The following is a 15476-nucleotide window of genomic DNA, read 5'->3' as shown; positions in this document are numbered from 1 at the left end:
GTTTTTATCCATATAAATGGTTGTAGTACTGATAATTTAACCAAATATATTTTGTTTATTTTATGCACAGACGGATTGTATACAATCATACAAAATATTATATATTCTGTAAAGCCAGTAAAATACAATTTCCAAATAATTTATACTTGTATACTATTTTAATATAAAAGTGTTCACTTTGCAAGCACTAATCATTAAAACGAATTAAATAATTTATCCCAATTTATTTTTCACAATATTCTGTTATATGTATAAATACTAAGAAGTATATTTATACTCAAGAATTATAACTCCTAATTTAGGATATCATAAAAGTATATTATAGCTATTACTTCCTTTTTATTACACTTAGTGTTATACTGATGACTATAATGCATCATGTAATATTTACGAAAGGATTGATTATATATGGCACTAGACGGAATTGTAATATCAAATATTGTTTTCGAGCTTAATCAATTAATACAAGGTGGAAGAATTGATAAGATTTATCAACCAGAGAATGATGAATTGATTGTATCAATAAGAAATAATAAAAATTCATATAAATTATTATTATCAGCATTAGCTAATATGCCCCGTATCCATTTAACAGATATACCTAAGAAAAACCCACTTAATCCTCCTAATTTTTGTATGCTGTTAAGAAAACATATCATCGGAGGTAAGATATTAAAAGTAGTGCAACCAAATTTTGAAAGAATCGTTGAAATATATATAGAACATTTAAATGAGTTAGGTGACGTTTGTAATAAGAAGATTGTTATTGAAATCATGGGTAGACATAGTAATATAATCTTCTGTGAAGATAATAATAGAATACTTGATAGCATAAAACATGTTTCTTTGAACATTAGCTCAGTAAGAGAAGTATTACCTAATAGAGTATATACCTATCCCCCATCAAAAGATAAGATAAATCCACTAGATGAGATATCGTTCCAAGAATTCAAAAATCTACTTAATGGGAAAAATACTATTATACACAAAGCTATCTACTTTTCATTTAATGGAATTAGTCCTATAATTTCAGAAGAGATATGTTTCAGGTCCAATGTTAATAGTTCTACTTTCACTAGTGAATTGACTGATGGTGACTTAAGTGATGTGTATGATAGTTTCACATTTTTTGTCAGCATGATAAAAAATAATGAATTCACACCTAATATTGTAATAGATGATAAAAGTAATTATAAAGATTTTTCATCTATAAAACTTAGTATTTATGATAACTATGAATCTATATCAGACCATTCGATATCTAACATACTGGATAATTATTATGCGAAAAGTTCTAACACCTCAAGAATCAGTCAAAAATCAAGTGACATAAAGAAAATTATCACGACCAATCTTGAAAGGTGCTATAAGAAACTGGACCTTCAGTTAAAACAAATCAAAGATACTGAAACAAGAGATAAATACAAGATAAAAGGAGAACTTATAACAGCTAACATATATGCAATTAAAGAAGGAGACAAAGAATTAAAAGCTTATAACTACTATATTAATGAAGAAACTACTATTGCTTTAAAACCTAATTTAAGTCCTTCTGAAAATGCCGCTAAATATTATAATAGATACAATAAACTGAAAAGAACTTTTTTTGCCCTTACTGAACAAATTAAAGATACACAAAACGAAATTAATCATCTTGAATCTATACAAAATTCATTGAATTTTGTTGAGGAAGAAGAAGACTTACAATTGATACGCCAAGAACTTATGGATTATGGTTACCTTAGGTATAGAAAAAATAAGAATAAAAAAGCATTACAAAAATCAAAACCATTTCACTATAAATCTTCTGATGGTTTCGATATTTATGTTGGTAAAAACAACCTTCAAAATGATGAATTAACCATGAAAACTGCTAATTCCAATGATTGGTGGTTTCATACGAAAGAAATTCCTGGTTCACATGTAATTGTTAAGACTAATGGAAATGAATTAACTGATAAGGCTTTTGAAGAAGCTGCTAAATTAGCTGCATTTTATAGCAAAGCTAATAAATCAACTAAAGTTGCTGTTGATTATACTTTGAAAAAGCATATTAAAAAACCTGCTGGTTCTGTTCCAGGGTATGTTATTTATCATACTAACTACTCTATGTACGTTGATCCTAGCGATGAAAATGTAACATTACTATAGAGAAATATAGATAGTTTTACTTGCTTTACTCCTAAAGGATCAGTCTGCGTAAAACTATCTATATTTCTCTTTGCCTAGTTTTACCTGCTTTACTCCTAAAGGATCAGTCTGCGTAAAACTATCTATATTTCTCTTTACCTAGTTTTACCTGCTTTACTCCTAAAGGATCAGTCTCCGTAAAACTATCTACATATTTTCTTTCTCTATTTTTACTTGCCTATTTTATTGTCTTGGATAGACTTCTTCTTGGAACACGTCTGAGGTATTGTAAGTATCGTCAGTTACTCTATTACCTTTACATCCTATACATAAAATCATAGTACTAATTATTAATAGCAACGTAATAAATTTTTTCATGATATATCTACCTTTCTGCCAAAAATTCTAGTTATCTTAATGCTATTAATTATTATATGTATATTTTGTTTTTTTATTAAATACCGATTATATGGAAGCTAGTACTAGCAATTAATTTTTAGTTGTTCATGAATTATTTTTTTTAGCTCAGATTCATTATATATTAGTATTTCTGAATCTATATATGCAGATGTTTCATCATCCCAAGTTACTAGTTCAAATTCGTACATATCACCATTTTTAGTTATACTCTTATAACAAGATAAATTATTTGTTGTTAATATGGGAGTAGCTTCTTTTGTATTAACATCGAATACACATACTTCTGTACTTGATTCTAATTTTTCATTTTCCTTACTTCTGATTAATATTAATGTTTCATTATCTAACCATACTGCATCTAGTGGAATTTCTTTACCTTCATTATTATCCAATAATACTGTCTTTTCATTACTTTTAAATCGATATATATATAATTCACCTGGAGTATCTGCATTTCCTGTTACATAAGCAATTGCAGATTCATTAGGTGCAATTTCAGGAAATGAACATAACGTTTTACATATCTCAATGTAGTCATTATCTATTTTAACGTATATTGATTTACTTTCTCCATAAGCAAGAGAAATATTATCCTTAATATTCAACACGTCATACGTATCATCCGGAAGGATTTCCAACCTTTTGTATGTATCTTTCTGAACATCGACAACATTCTTAGAGCAACCTGTTGTAACTATAAGTGTCATAAAAAATATCGACATCTTAATATATTTCATACTTTATAACTCCTTATTTATTATCTATTTTTTTCCATCCACTCTCTTGCAAAATCTACAGATTCTGTTTGACTGAACAATCTGGATTTTGCTTGTCCTATATTGTATGTGATAACTTTACTTTCTTTTTCATATTCCTCTCCAATTTTGTTAAAGTCATCTACATCAAGTTCTATATCTTTATACTCAACCCATTTTCTTTCATCATCAACCAGTATAGGAGATCCCAATTTTTCTTCTTTAATCGAATCAATCATATATTCAGCTAAATGGAATGATGTATTATTATCATAATCCACCCCTATTAATAGAACCATACCGTTTAAATCATAGATTTTCTTTAACGGCGAATTCTCACCTAAGCCATAATTCAATAAGTGACCAGCAGTTATTTCTTCTGCATGCTTCCCCCAAGCTGTAAAAGAATACTGTGGATGATCGCTTCGTAATACTCCTGGAAAAGTTCTGAAAGTTTCTGCAATATGCCCCATATAGCTAGTAGGTGTTATGTTTTTATTATATGCTGGCATATTTTCTTTAATTATAGGAATCCATTCTTTTGGAACTGGTGGATTCTCCCAACCTGTAGGATCAGAATAATCTGACGTATGGGCAGGCATAACTATTGTTCCCTCTTGTGTAATAACATCCATTAAAGCTTGAGTAACCGCAACAGGACCACCTGTAATCCATCCAATCTTGCTCATGGATGAATGTACGATAACAGTCATTCCTTTATGTAATCCCATTTCTAAGAATTGTTTCTTTAATGATTCTCTCGTATTAGGTACATTAGAATTATCAATTATATCTTTTAATGTTAATTTCTTCTTGTTTTTATGTTTTTTATTTTCCTGTTTTTTCTTATATTCTTCCATTTCTTTTAGGTAATTTTTTTGAGTTTCTGTCTTATTATAATACTGCATATTTTCGATATCTACCTTATATTTATTTGATTTAATAACATTCATCAATTTGTCAAACGTTTGCTTATCAATTATATGTCCTGTATTACAATTAGTACATAATATCATTCTTTTTATTTTCACTGGGATAATAGGTATGAAGAATAATGTAAACCATGTTGTAACTTTGACTAGCTGCCAATTAGTAACTAATTGGCAAATATTGCATTTACTTTTACCTATAATTCCATATTTCTTAAATGTTTTATATCCCCATCCAAATATTAGCATGTTTATCACCTTTTTATATATTTTACAAATATTAAATAGTATGCTTTGGTTTATTTTTATTAATTATGGATAAAATACCATAACAGGAGGTGCATTTATTATATGGATATTAATTGCACACATAACTGCATTTATCAAAAAGATGGAAAATGCAATCTATCTGTTTCTGTAACACTAAATAACATAAGTAATAACAAAAATATCAATATCGACTGCCCTTATTATATTTCTAAAGAAGAAGACTTTCTTGATAACTATTCTAAAAATACTTAATTACAAGCAATAACTCAATTTATTTGTAATTTAACAGAAAATTTATTTTAGAAAACCATATTATAGAAAGGGTACTGTTCTTATTAAACAGCCCCTTTTTAGTTTTAATTATTTAATTTGTCAATTGCATCTCTTAACAGTTGATTAACTTTTTTAGGATTAGCTTTTCCTTTAGTGGCTTTCATCATTTGACCAACTAAAGCACCTATAGCAGCTTGTTTTCCATTGAGATAATCATTTACTGCCTTTTCATTATTTTTAATAATTTCATTAACTAGACTTTCCAATTGACCGTCATCACTAATCTGTTTAAGTCCTTTTTCTTCAACTATATCGTTAGGACGTTTACCTGTTTCCCAACATTCTCCGAATACTTTTTTACCTATACTGTTACTGATTGTACCATCTTCAATCAAATTAACCAGCTCAGTAAGAATACTAGGACTAAATGGTATTTTAGCTTGTTCTTTTTGTTCTTCATCTAATCTACTGAATATTTCAGTTATAATCCAGTTAGCTACTGATTTTTTATTAGCAGCTCCTTTAACCGCTTCTTCAAAATAATCTGCCATATTTCTTGAAGCTGCTATTAATCTAGCATCGTATTCGGTTATTTTATATTCGTCTATATATCTCTTTAATCTAATATCAGGCATTTCAGGTAGAGAACTCCTAATTTCTTCTATTTTATCTTTTGATGTTATGATGGGCATAAGGTCTGGTTCTGGAAAATAACGATAATCATGAGCTTCTTCTTTACTTCTCATAGATATAGTTATTCCCTTTGATTCGTCCCATCTTCTTGTTTCTTGTGTAACTTTTTCATTATTCTCCAATAATCTGATTTGTCTCTTTGCTTCATATTGTATAGCCTTAACTGCGTTATTAAAAGAGTTCATGTTTTTCATCTCAGTACGAGTACCTAATTTTGAATCTCCTTTTTTCCTAATTGATAGATTGATATCACATCTAAGAGAACCTTCATTCATTTTACAATCAGATACATCCGCATATAGAAGAATGGTCCTTAATTTTTCCAAGAAAATCCTTACATCTTCTGAAGATCTGAAATCAGGTTCTGTTACTATTTCAATCAATGGTACACCACATCTGTTATAATCTATAACAGATCCTTCACCTGATTCATGGATGAGTTTTCCTGCATCTTCCTCTATATGTATCCTTGTAATTCGGATTTTTTTCATTTCACCATTAACTTCAATTTCAATTTCCCCTTCATAACATAAAGGAAGGTCGTATTGTGAAACTTGATACGCTTTTGGAAGATCTGGATAGAAATAATTTTTCCTATCCAGTTTACTGAATTCATTTATATTACAATTCATTGCTAGTCCTGCTTTAATACCATATTCAACAACTTTTTCGTTAAGAACTGGTAACGTACCTGGCATGCCTGTACATATTGGGCAACAATGTGTATTAGGCTCTCCTCCAAATTCTGTACTGCAACTGCAAAATATTTTTGTTTTAGTTTTTAATTCAGAATGTACTTCTAGTCCAATAACTACTTCATAATCTTGATAGCTCAATCTCTTCACCTCTATTTGGAATTATCTATAATTAATTATTTTTTCAGATTAAATTTGTGGAGTCAAATCAGGTAAATTCCTATTTTGCTCATAAGCATAAGCTACTTGTAAAATAGTCTTTTCATTAAATGCTTTTGATATGAATTGTACACCAATCGGCATATTGTTAGCATCAAATCCACAATTCATTGATAATGCAGGAACTCCAGCTATATTGATAGGTACTGTACATATATCATTCATATACATTTCAACAACATTATTTATCTTTTCACCTATCTTAAATGCTGTAGATGGTCCTGTTGGAGTAAGAATCAAATCATATGACTCAAAAACTTTGTCGAATTCATTTTTGATCAACGTTCTTACCTGTTGTGCTTTTTTATAATAGGCATCATAGTATCCGGAACTTAGAGCATATGTTCCAAGCATAATACGTCGCTTAACTTCTTTTCCAAAGCCTTCGTCCCTAGTCTGTTTGTATAAATCCACTAGATTATCATAATCCTTAGCCCTAAATCCATATTTTACACCATCGTATCTTGCTAAATTTGATGAAGCTTCAGCTGATGAAATAAGATAATATGCAGGTAAAGCTAGGTCAGTCATATTCATACTAACTTCTTCTACGACTGCTCCTAGATCTTCTAATTTTCTAGCTACAGCTAAAACTTTTTCTTTTACTTCTGATTGTACACCTTTAGAAAAATATTCTTTCGGAAGTGCGATTTTTTTACCTTTTATATCTTCACCAATATATTTTCCAAAATCATCATATTCATTATTATATGAACTTGAATCCAATTTGTCATGACCTGTTATTGTATTCATGACAAGAGCCATATCCTTGACATCTTTAGTTAAAGGTCCTATTTGATCCAGTGAAGAAGCGAATGCAACTAGACCATAACGTGATACTGTTCCATAAGTAGGTTTCATTCCTACTACACCACAATAATGAGCAGGTTGTCTTATAGATCCTCCTGTATCAGAACCCAAAGTGAAAACTGCTTCATTTGCTGCAACAGCTGCTGCAGAACCTCCCGAACTTCCTCCAGGTACTCTTGATAAATCCCAAGGATTCATTGTTTTATGGAAATATGAATTTTCATTAGATGAACCCATAGCAAATTCATCCATATTAAGTTTTCCTAATATTACTGAATCTTGTTTGTTCAACTTCTCTACAACTGTAGCACTATAAGGCGGAACAAAATACTCTAGCATCTTAGATGCACAAGTTGTTTTTATACCTCTTGTACACATGTTATCTTTTATTGCAATAGGAATTCCCGCTAATGCTCCTACTTGTTCCCCATTAGCTCTTTTTATATCAATTTCTTTAGCTTTATTTATAGCTTTATCAGTAGTTAATGTAATGTATGCATTAACTTTATGTTCTACTTTATCAATTCTATCTATATACGCCCTTGTAATTTCCTCACTACTAATTTCTTTTGTTTCCAATTTATCTTTTAATTCATGGGCTGTCATTTTAATCAAATCCATTGATTTGCCTCCTTGCTATTAAATTCTACTCAACGATTCTTGGAACACTATAACATCCATTTTCTTTATTAGGTGCATTATATAATAATTCATCTCTTGAAAAAGAAGGATTAACATCATCTTCTCTAAATACATTATTTATAGGTATAACGTGAGCTGTAGGATTAATATCATCTATATTGATTTCATTTATCCTATTAGCAAATTCAATAATGACTCCCATATCTGTAATCATCTGTTCTTTTTCATCTTCCGTAAGATTTAAACGGGCAAGATTCGCAACATGTTCAACTTGTTCTCTTGTAATTTCCACATTAATTCCTCCCTTTCGAAGTATATATCTATATAAGCAAAAATTCTTATAAGCTAAATGACATAGTAAAAAACTTTCATATAGCATACAAGAATCCATACTATAAATTGTCACAAATTTCTTAAATAACATTCTACCATAAGGCATGCTTTAACACAATACTTTATTACTCAACTTTTATCTACATAAACATGACTCTAGCCAAAATATAGAGATAAAAAAAACACTAGAAATTATATCAATGATTGAAATGTTTCTTCATTTATTATAGGTACACCTAACTCTTTAGCTTTTTTATTCTTTGATGAAGATGATTCTATATTATTATTAATCAGATAATCAGTATTTCCAGTTACACTTCCTGTAACTTTCCCACCTAAGTTTTCTATTAATTCCTTTAATTCTTTTCTATTGGAATAAATATTTAGACTACCAGTAATAACAAAAGTTTTACCTTCCAATACGTTGTCATCAGTACTTTCAATTTTTTCTAGTACAATATAATTAAGTAAATCTTTAATTTGCTCCATGTTTTTCTCATTATTAAAATACTCCACTAAAGATTTAGCAATAATGCTTCCATAACCTTCAATTTCAGTTAGATCTTCTTGAGTAGCAGATAGAATTTTATCAAAATCATAATCATAATATTTGCAAATCAATTTTGCATTACTTAATCCAACATTAATGATACCAAGTGCATAAATAAAATTAGGCAAAAGAACATTTTTACTTTTTTCTATAGAATTTATAAGGTTAATATAGGATTTTTCACCAAATCCTTCCATAGTAGTTATCTCATCTTTGTACTTTTCTATTCTATATATATCTGCATAAGTTTTAATAAATCCTTTATCAATAAATTTCTGTATCGTAGATTCTGACAAACCTTCAATGTTCATGGCATCTCTAGATACAAAGTGAGTAAAAGATTTTATCTTCTTTGCTTCACATTCAGTATTAATACAATATAATACTTTTACATCATTAACTTGTTTTACTTCAACATCTCCACCACAAACAGGACATGTATCAGGAATATTGATCTGCCTTACTTCCTCTGTCCTCTTAGATAGATTATTGGCAACTTGAGGTATTATCATGTTAGCTTTGTAAACTTCAATCGTATCCCCTTCAATCAACTCCAACTGTTCTAGAATACTGAGATTATGAAGACTCGCTCTTTTTACAGTAGTACCTTCTAATTCTATAGGCTCAAATACTGCAATAGGATTTATTGCACCTGTTCTTGAAGCACTCCATTCAATATATAAAAGCTTGGTTTCCTTTATTTCATCACTCCACTTGAACGCAATTGAATGTCTTGGAAATTTTGCTGTCTGACCTAAACTTTCGGAATACGAGATTGAATCAAACGTAAGGACTAACCCATCTGAACCAAAATCATTATATATAATTTTTTCTTCGAACCATTTTACATTATCTTCCATACTATCTTTATCAACAATTCTATATTCAACAGTATCAAATCCTAGAGACTGTAACCATTCAAATTGATTGATCTTGGAATCCCCAAAATCAACATCTCCAGCTTGTACTAACGTAAAAGCAAAGAAATGAACATTTCTCTTAGCTGTAATTTCATTATTTAACTGTCTAACTGTACCACTACATAGATTTCTTGGATTTTTATACTTATCCTTATCTATTATATTTTCGTTTATAATCTTGAAATCAGAGTATTTGATTACTGCTTCGCCTCTAATAATCAATTCATTCTTATATGAAATGTTAAGTGGTATATTTTTAAATACTTTAGCATTATTGGTAATAACTTCACCAATTTCACCATTGCCTCTTGTTACTGCTTTAATAAGTTTACCATCATTATAAGTTAATACAATAGTAAGTCCATCTAATTTCCAAGACATCATACCTTTTTTACCATCTATAAATTCCTTTAATGTATTGATTTCTTTTGTTTTATCTAGAGAAAGCATTCTTGTCTTATGTTTTTCTTTTGGTAGTGAACTCAAAAGAGTATAGCCGACCTTCATCGTAGGGCTACCGCTCATAGTTATACCTGTTTCTTTCTCGATATCTACTAACTCATCATATAATTTATCATAATCATGATTACTCATTATTTCATCATTTTCTTGATAATATACTTTACTTGCTTCACTAAGAATCTTTACGAGTTCTCTCATTCTATCTAGCTTATTCATAATATTAAATCTCCTTGTAATGTTTTCATATTACTATATTACCATTATTTTATGCAAAAAAATAGTCGTATATTACGACTATGCTTTTAAGTAGATATCATTATTTTTCATCTTATTTATAAACTCGATTTTCTTTTCGGTCATTTCAAAAAATTGATTCTCTGTTATGGTTCCTTTTTTATATAGCATGTCCAAGAAGTCAACAAAATGTTCTGTAAGTTCCACTAAAGTTTTAACTTCAAAGTCATTCACATACATCACAACCACACCCATCCCAAATATTATTTCTTTCTCTATGCTTTTATTCATATATTATTATATATTAATTATACACAATTATTAGAAAAATATGTCAGATAATTACCCAAATAGGACTAATTACCTATAAATTATTTTAATAATCTTCTATTTTTTTACATATTAAACAACTATTTTAGCATAATTATAACTATTTAGTAATAATTGTGTGCTATCCCCAAAACAAATCATATCACCTATTACTAAATATCTTTTTTTCTTCTCTAGTCAAATAAATATACTCCGAACTATCTGTCACATCATTATGATTTAACGATCGATACAAGATATTATTGATTCTCTGAAGTATAACAGGGTCATTAGTTTCACTTATAATTTTCGAAGCTTTTATAAATGCCTCTACTGTGTTAATCTTAGCCATTATTAGCCTCCCTTTTATTTAATACATCACATGCATCAATAAACTCTAATAAGAAGAATTGTATAATCTGGTCAATTTTACAATACTTTAAGAAACATGTGAACTCTTTATATTTCGAATTATTTCTAATCATTATCTCCATTTTAATTATATGCACTTTATTGAATTCTATGACCATTATATCTTCCCAATTACCAGAATTACTAGTACTATTTTCACTACTTTTTGCAAATATCACTTTATCTGCTGTTATCTTATATATATTACCTGTCTTATATGTATTAGTAGAAACAATACTATCATTTCCATTAGATCTATATTCCATACTGACATTAACGTCTTTATTGGTATCGAACAATACTTTACATGTAATAACGGCTACAGCATAAATAAATCCTTGAATAAATTGATCTTTATTGTTTTTGTGATTATAGTAATTTTTAATGAACATATTAGTCTTCTTATACAGTTCTATAGTATAATTAGCTACATTTTCCACGTACTCAGGTAGTCTGTCAATAAAGTATTGAGTTATAGGAATCGGTTTGTCCATATTAATATAAATACCCTTACTTATCTGTTCTCTTATATTTCTTTCAAATGTACTTAGTTCTTGTTTAGCCAGCTGCATTTCTTTTTCTTTATCCTTAAGCTCTTTTATTTTCAATTGATTCCTATTTTGTATTTCAGTCTCCATATCCTTATACTGAGCTTCTAAAATATTGTAATTGTTCATTAATATATCAATAGGTTTTACTTTATATTTTCTATCTTCCTGTATATTCAAACAATATATGTATATCCCAAAACAAAGTATAAAACCAATAATAAAGAATAATACAAACCATATGAAAACATCTGTTTTATTTAATACAAGTTCGTCAGTGAAAATATTATAAACAGCTAAAAATGCACTCACAATGAAGCCAATTCCAAAAGATGCAATGCTTCTTTTTTTATCACTAATCTGGCAAAATAGAATAGCAACAAAAACACCATATATCAACCCGCACAAAATAAAAACGATACAAATTTTCATACACTACCCCTCCCCATCTTTATTATATCATATTATTATAAAATTTTAAATATTAAATTAATTTTTTATTAAAAGAAGTATTTTGTATGATATCTAATAATTTTATAAAATGAGACATGATAAGTTGTTTAAAAAAGACAAGTTAGTAAATTATTTGTTTAAAATAGAAAAGTATATAAAAAAAACCCTTCATATTTTTAAAAATATGAAGGGGTAAGCTAATTAAAATTATTATTTTTCTACTAAAATCTTAATTATATGAACCGATTTTAATTTTCATCAAAATTATGCCATACATTTTGTACATCATCATCTTCTTCAAGAGTATCAATCAGATTCTCCATCTTACTGATATCTTCTTCGTCAGTAAGGTTAGAAGTAGTTTGAGGTATCATTGTTATTTCAGCTGACACTGAATTATATCCTGCTTCTCCAACAGCTTTATTCACAGAACTAAATTCATCTGGAGTAGTTATGATTTCATAAAAATCAATTCCAGTAACAAAATCTTCTGCTCCAGCATCGATAGCTATCATCATAAGCTCATCTTCATCTATATCTTCTGCACGCTCTATTACTATTTGGCCTTTTTTGTCAAACATAAAGGATACACATCCTGTTGTCCCTAAATTACCACTATTCTTAGAAAAAGCATGTCTTACATTTGCAGCTGTCCTGTTTTTATTTTCTGTCAAACAATCTACAATTACAGCTATTCCGCTTGGCCCATATCCTTCATATGTAATATGCTCATAATTAATATTACCAAGTTCTCCAGCAGCTTTTTTGATACTTCTGGAAATTGTATCATTAGGCATATTACTTGCTTTTGCTTTAGCGACTATATCTCTAAGTTTAGAGTTAAGTGTAGGATCAGAACCACCTTCTTTTACTGCAACTGCAATCTCTCTTCCAATTTTAGTAAAAACTTTTCCTTTTTTAGCATCTTGTCTTTCTTTTCTATGTTTTATGTTCGAAAACTTTGAATGTCCTGACATAAAAATATTCACTCCTTAAAATAATCTCACAAATATTTTATCACGTTTTCTAATATATTACAAATCTAGGCCTTTTCTACTTGAAAGTTATTCTACTTAACTAAACAAGATTGTTCAACCATTTTTTCGAATACGTACGTTTCATGGCAAATATCAACTTGAAGAATTCTTCAGACAATACAAAAGCATATACATATTGAATATCTAGCTTAAGTACTAAACCGCTTAAAAATGCCAATGGCACACCTATTAACCATACCCCTCCTGTATCTATCATCATAGTGAATTTTGTATCTCCACCACTTCTAAGTACACCTACTATCAATATTAGATTCAATGACTTAAAAGGTATATAGATACCGAACACTATAAGACATAATCTGGAATTCATCTTAACCATTTCTGATACATTGAATAGCGTTACAACATACCCAGAACTACCAATAACAGCTAAACTTATGAAAATAGATATAATTATAGTCAACTTTATAAATTTCTTACTATATCTATAAGCTCTTTCCGTATTGTTATCACCAATTTCATTTCCTAATATTACTGCACAAGCACTAGACATGCCAAAAAACAGTACCATAAACAGCTGTTCTATAGTCTGATTCAAAGTCATGGTAGCCATAACGGTTTCACCCATTCTTCCATATACGAAAGAATATGTAGCAACCCCAAGGGACCACATTACCTCATTACCTACAACTGGACCCACAGTGTGCAAATACTTAGAAACGAAAGCTTTAGAGATATCAAATATTTCTTTGAATTTTCCAGCAATAGGTAGTTTCAAAACATAAACGCTAGTTATCAATAAGCAACATTCAACTGTTCTTGCTACTAATGTAGCTGTAGCTGCACCACTTACTCCCATAGCTTCAACACCTAGATTACCAAAAATAAGTACCCAGTTCAAAAACGTATTGATACCTATACTTACAATAGTTATGACCATAGGAACTTTAACGAAGTTCATACCTCTTAATACAAATATATAAGCAAAAGAAATAGCTGTGAAACAATAACTGAAACCTATGACTCTCAGATATTTTATTCCTTCCCTGATGACAGGTTCTTCTGTAGCAAATACATTCATTACGAATTTAGGAAAGAATATAGCTATTATTGAAAATAATGCTCCTCCTGATACGCTTAGTATCAAACATATCCCTAAAATCTTTTTCAGATTCTTAACGTCTCTCTTACCCCAATATTGGGCAGAAAAAATACCAGTACCACTACTGGTTCCAAAAAGAAACAAATTAAGTAAAAAGTAGAGTTTATTCGCACCACCAACACCTGCAACAGCTGTATCTCCTATTGAACTAATCATAAATACATCAATCATGTTCAATGATGAAGTTATTAAGTTTTGAAATGCAATCGGAACCCCTATTGCAAATAGTTTCGTATAGAAATGCTTATCATTTTTTATTATATCTCTTACCATTTAGGACCACCTCTGAAATTAATAAATGTTACTTATTTAATTGCTTAATAAAAATACTAATAATGGGATAGTTATAATTGATAACATCGTACTAATAAATACTCCTTCAGATGCAAGTATATCATTTCCACCATATTCCTTACTAATGATTACAGCATTAGCAGCAACTGGCATTCCTGTAATAATTACTGGTACTCCAGCCATAATATCATTAAATCCTATTAATCTGACTATCATATAAATAAGTATAGGAAAAACCAATAATTTAAGGAAACTATAAATATATAATTTCGAATTGGAAAATATGTTTTTAATCTTAATATCCGCCAAGGACGCTCCAATCACTAGCATCGATAAAGGAGTTGTAAGTTCAGCTATCATACGTACTGTTTGTGAAGCGACATATGGTAGAGTTATTTTAAAAGAAAATATGATCAATCCAATAATTACAGCACATACTGCAGGATTAAATATATCTTTTATTTTGAATCTGACATTATTTTTATTGTCCATTGATATAAGATATATTCCTAAAGTATATATAAGTGCATTAAAAGGCAAATTATATATTGAAGTATAGAAAATAGCCTCTTTTCCATATATTGATTCAATAACTGGAAATCCCATAAACCCAACATTGGAAAACATGATCATAAATTTGTAAACTCCAATATTCTCTTTTTTGACACCTATCAATCTGGGAACTATAAATGTCATCAAGAACATAAATATGTATACTGCAATGGATAAACCTAATATACCTAATATTTCTTTCGCACCAAGTTCTATTTGTTCCATCATAGAATTAATAATAAGGCACGGGACTGTTACTTTAATAACAAGACTTGCAAGTTTTTTATTTGCATATTCATCAATTATGTCTTTTTTCTTAATAAAATACCCTAAAAAAAGCACTATAAATAGTACTAATATTTGGTTAATGATCGTATAAAAGTCCATGTTATGTCCTTTCATTTAAATATTTTT

The 15476-nt window shown here is 29.1% G+C and carries 15 protein-coding genes; 2 read left to right on the top strand and 13 right to left on the bottom strand.

Going from position 1 to position 15476, the window contains the following annotated elements; all coding sequences use genetic code 11:
- Window positions 1-408 precede the first annotated feature (408 nt).
- Complete coding sequence (locus QMG30_RS21045; RefSeq protein ID WP_281818944.1) at window positions 409-2151, top strand: Rqc2 family fibronectin-binding protein; 1743 nt, start codon at window positions 409-411, stop codon at window positions 2149-2151.
- Window positions 2152-2373: 222 nt separating this feature from the next.
- Here QMG30_RS21045 and QMG30_RS21040 read toward each other — a convergent pair whose 3' ends face one another.
- The 3 genes from QMG30_RS21040 to QMG30_RS21030 all read right to left on the bottom strand — a co-directional run bounded on the left by QMG30_RS21040 (window position 2374) and on the right by QMG30_RS21030 (window position 4483).
- Complete coding sequence (locus QMG30_RS21040) at window positions 2374-2508, bottom strand: hypothetical protein (protein ID WP_281818943.1); 135 nt, start codon at window positions 2506-2508, stop codon at window positions 2374-2376.
- Window positions 2509-2612: 104 nt separating this feature from the next.
- On the bottom strand, window positions 2613-3287 hold the full coding sequence (locus tag QMG30_RS21035; protein WP_281818942.1) for a hypothetical protein: 675 nt from the start codon (window positions 3285-3287) through the stop codon (window positions 2613-2615).
- A gap of 20 nt (window positions 3288-3307) precedes the next feature.
- Window positions 3308-4483: an AAC(3) family N-acetyltransferase gene (locus QMG30_RS21030; RefSeq protein ID WP_281818941.1), complete on the bottom strand. Its 1176-nt coding sequence runs from the start codon at window positions 4481-4483 to the stop codon at window positions 3308-3310.
- Window positions 4484-4585: 102 nt separating this feature from the next.
- On the opposite strand from QMG30_RS21030, the gene QMG30_RS21025 reads away from it, so the two are divergent.
- Window positions 4586-4756, top strand: coding sequence for a hypothetical protein (locus QMG30_RS21025; protein ID WP_281818940.1), 171 nt, complete (start codon window positions 4586-4588; stop codon window positions 4754-4756).
- 104 nt (window positions 4757-4860) lie between these two features.
- Here QMG30_RS21025 and gatB read toward each other — a convergent pair whose 3' ends face one another.
- From gatB to QMG30_RS20975, 10 genes are all read right to left on the bottom strand, one after another.
- Entirely contained in the window at window positions 4861-6306 is a 1446-nt protein-coding gene (gatB, locus tag QMG30_RS21020) for an Asp-tRNA(Asn)/Glu-tRNA(Gln) amidotransferase subunit GatB (protein ID WP_281818938.1), read from the bottom strand.
- A 48-nt stretch (window positions 6307-6354) separates the two neighbouring features.
- Entirely contained in the window at window positions 6355-7815 is a 1461-nt protein-coding gene (gene gatA / locus QMG30_RS21015; protein WP_281818936.1) for an Asp-tRNA(Asn)/Glu-tRNA(Gln) amidotransferase subunit GatA, read from the bottom strand.
- 25 nt (window positions 7816-7840) lie between these two features.
- Window positions 7841-8128: an Asp-tRNA(Asn)/Glu-tRNA(Gln) amidotransferase subunit GatC gene (gene gatC / locus QMG30_RS21010; RefSeq protein ID WP_281818934.1), complete on the bottom strand. Its 288-nt coding sequence runs from the start codon at window positions 8126-8128 to the stop codon at window positions 7841-7843.
- A gap of 233 nt (window positions 8129-8361) precedes the next feature.
- A complete protein-coding gene (ligA, locus tag QMG30_RS21005) occupies window positions 8362-10317 on the bottom strand; it encodes an NAD-dependent DNA ligase LigA (RefSeq protein WP_281818932.1) in 1956 nt (651 codons plus the stop codon).
- Window positions 10318-10395: 78 nt separating this feature from the next.
- Window positions 10396-10578 (bottom strand): hypothetical protein, encoded by a 183-nt coding sequence (locus QMG30_RS21000; RefSeq protein WP_281818929.1) that lies wholly within the window; start codon window positions 10576-10578, stop codon window positions 10396-10398.
- A gap of 229 nt (window positions 10579-10807) precedes the next feature.
- Entirely contained in the window at window positions 10808-10996 is a 189-nt protein-coding gene (locus tag QMG30_RS20995) for a hypothetical protein (RefSeq protein WP_281818928.1), read from the bottom strand.
- Window positions 10989-12035: a hypothetical protein gene (locus tag QMG30_RS20990; RefSeq protein ID WP_281818926.1), complete on the bottom strand. Its 1047-nt coding sequence runs from the start codon at window positions 12033-12035 to the stop codon at window positions 10989-10991. The genes QMG30_RS20995 and QMG30_RS20990 overlap by 8 nt, the downstream gene beginning before the upstream one ends.
- 269 nt (window positions 12036-12304) lie before the next feature.
- Complete coding sequence (locus QMG30_RS20985; RefSeq protein ID WP_281818925.1) at window positions 12305-13033, bottom strand: YebC/PmpR family DNA-binding transcriptional regulator; 729 nt, start codon at window positions 13031-13033, stop codon at window positions 12305-12307.
- A gap of 100 nt (window positions 13034-13133) precedes the next feature.
- Window positions 13134-14489: an MATE family efflux transporter gene (locus QMG30_RS20980; RefSeq protein ID WP_281818922.1), complete on the bottom strand. Its 1356-nt coding sequence runs from the start codon at window positions 14487-14489 to the stop codon at window positions 13134-13136.
- A gap of 36 nt (window positions 14490-14525) precedes the next feature.
- Window positions 14526-15464 (bottom strand): AEC family transporter, encoded by a 939-nt coding sequence (locus tag QMG30_RS20975; RefSeq protein WP_281818921.1) that lies wholly within the window; start codon window positions 15462-15464, stop codon window positions 14526-14528.
- Between the last annotated feature and the right edge of the window lie 12 nt (window positions 15465-15476).

It is taken from the genome of Vallitalea longa, from assembly GCF_027923465.1.
Classification (GTDB): Bacteria; Bacillota; Clostridia; order Lachnospirales; family Vallitaleaceae; genus Vallitalea; species Vallitalea longa.
This window is presented reverse-complemented; position numbering and strand designations above follow the sequence as displayed.

Coding starts and splice junctions, on each gene's coding strand:
- QMG30_RS20995 (WP_281818928.1), bottom strand. CDS start 10,996: ATGGCTAAGATTAACACAGTAGAGGCATTTATAAAAGCTTCGAAAATT.
- QMG30_RS20980 (WP_281818922.1), bottom strand. CDS start 14,489: ATGGTAAGAGATATAATAAAAAATGATAAGCATTTCTATACGAAACTA.
- ligA (WP_281818932.1), bottom strand. CDS start 10,317: ATGAATAAGCTAGATAGAATGAGAGAACTCGTAAAGATTCTTAGTGAA.
- QMG30_RS21035 (WP_281818942.1), bottom strand. CDS start 3,287: ATGAAATATATTAAGATGTCGATATTTTTTATGACACTTATAGTTACA.
- QMG30_RS20990 (WP_281818926.1), bottom strand. CDS start 12,035: ATGAAAATTTGTATCGTTTTTATTTTGTGCGGGTTGATATATGGTGTT.
- QMG30_RS21045 (WP_281818944.1), top strand. CDS start 409: ATGGCACTAGACGGAATTGTAATATCAAATATTGTTTTCGAGCTTAAT.
- QMG30_RS20975 (WP_281818921.1), bottom strand. CDS start 15,464: ATGAAAGGACATAACATGGACTTTTATACGATCATTAACCAAATATTA.
- QMG30_RS21030 (WP_281818941.1), bottom strand. CDS start 4,483: ATGCTAATATTTGGATGGGGATATAAAACATTTAAGAAATATGGAATT.
- QMG30_RS20985 (WP_281818925.1), bottom strand. CDS start 13,033: ATGTCAGGACATTCAAAGTTTTCGAACATAAAACATAGAAAAGAAAGA.
- QMG30_RS21025 (WP_281818940.1), top strand. CDS start 4,586: ATGGATATTAATTGCACACATAACTGCATTTATCAAAAAGATGGAAAA.
- QMG30_RS21040 (WP_281818943.1), bottom strand. CDS start 2,508: ATGAAAAAATTTATTACGTTGCTATTAATAATTAGTACTATGATTTTA.
- gatA (WP_281818936.1), bottom strand. CDS start 7,815: ATGGATTTGATTAAAATGACAGCCCATGAATTAAAAGATAAATTGGAA.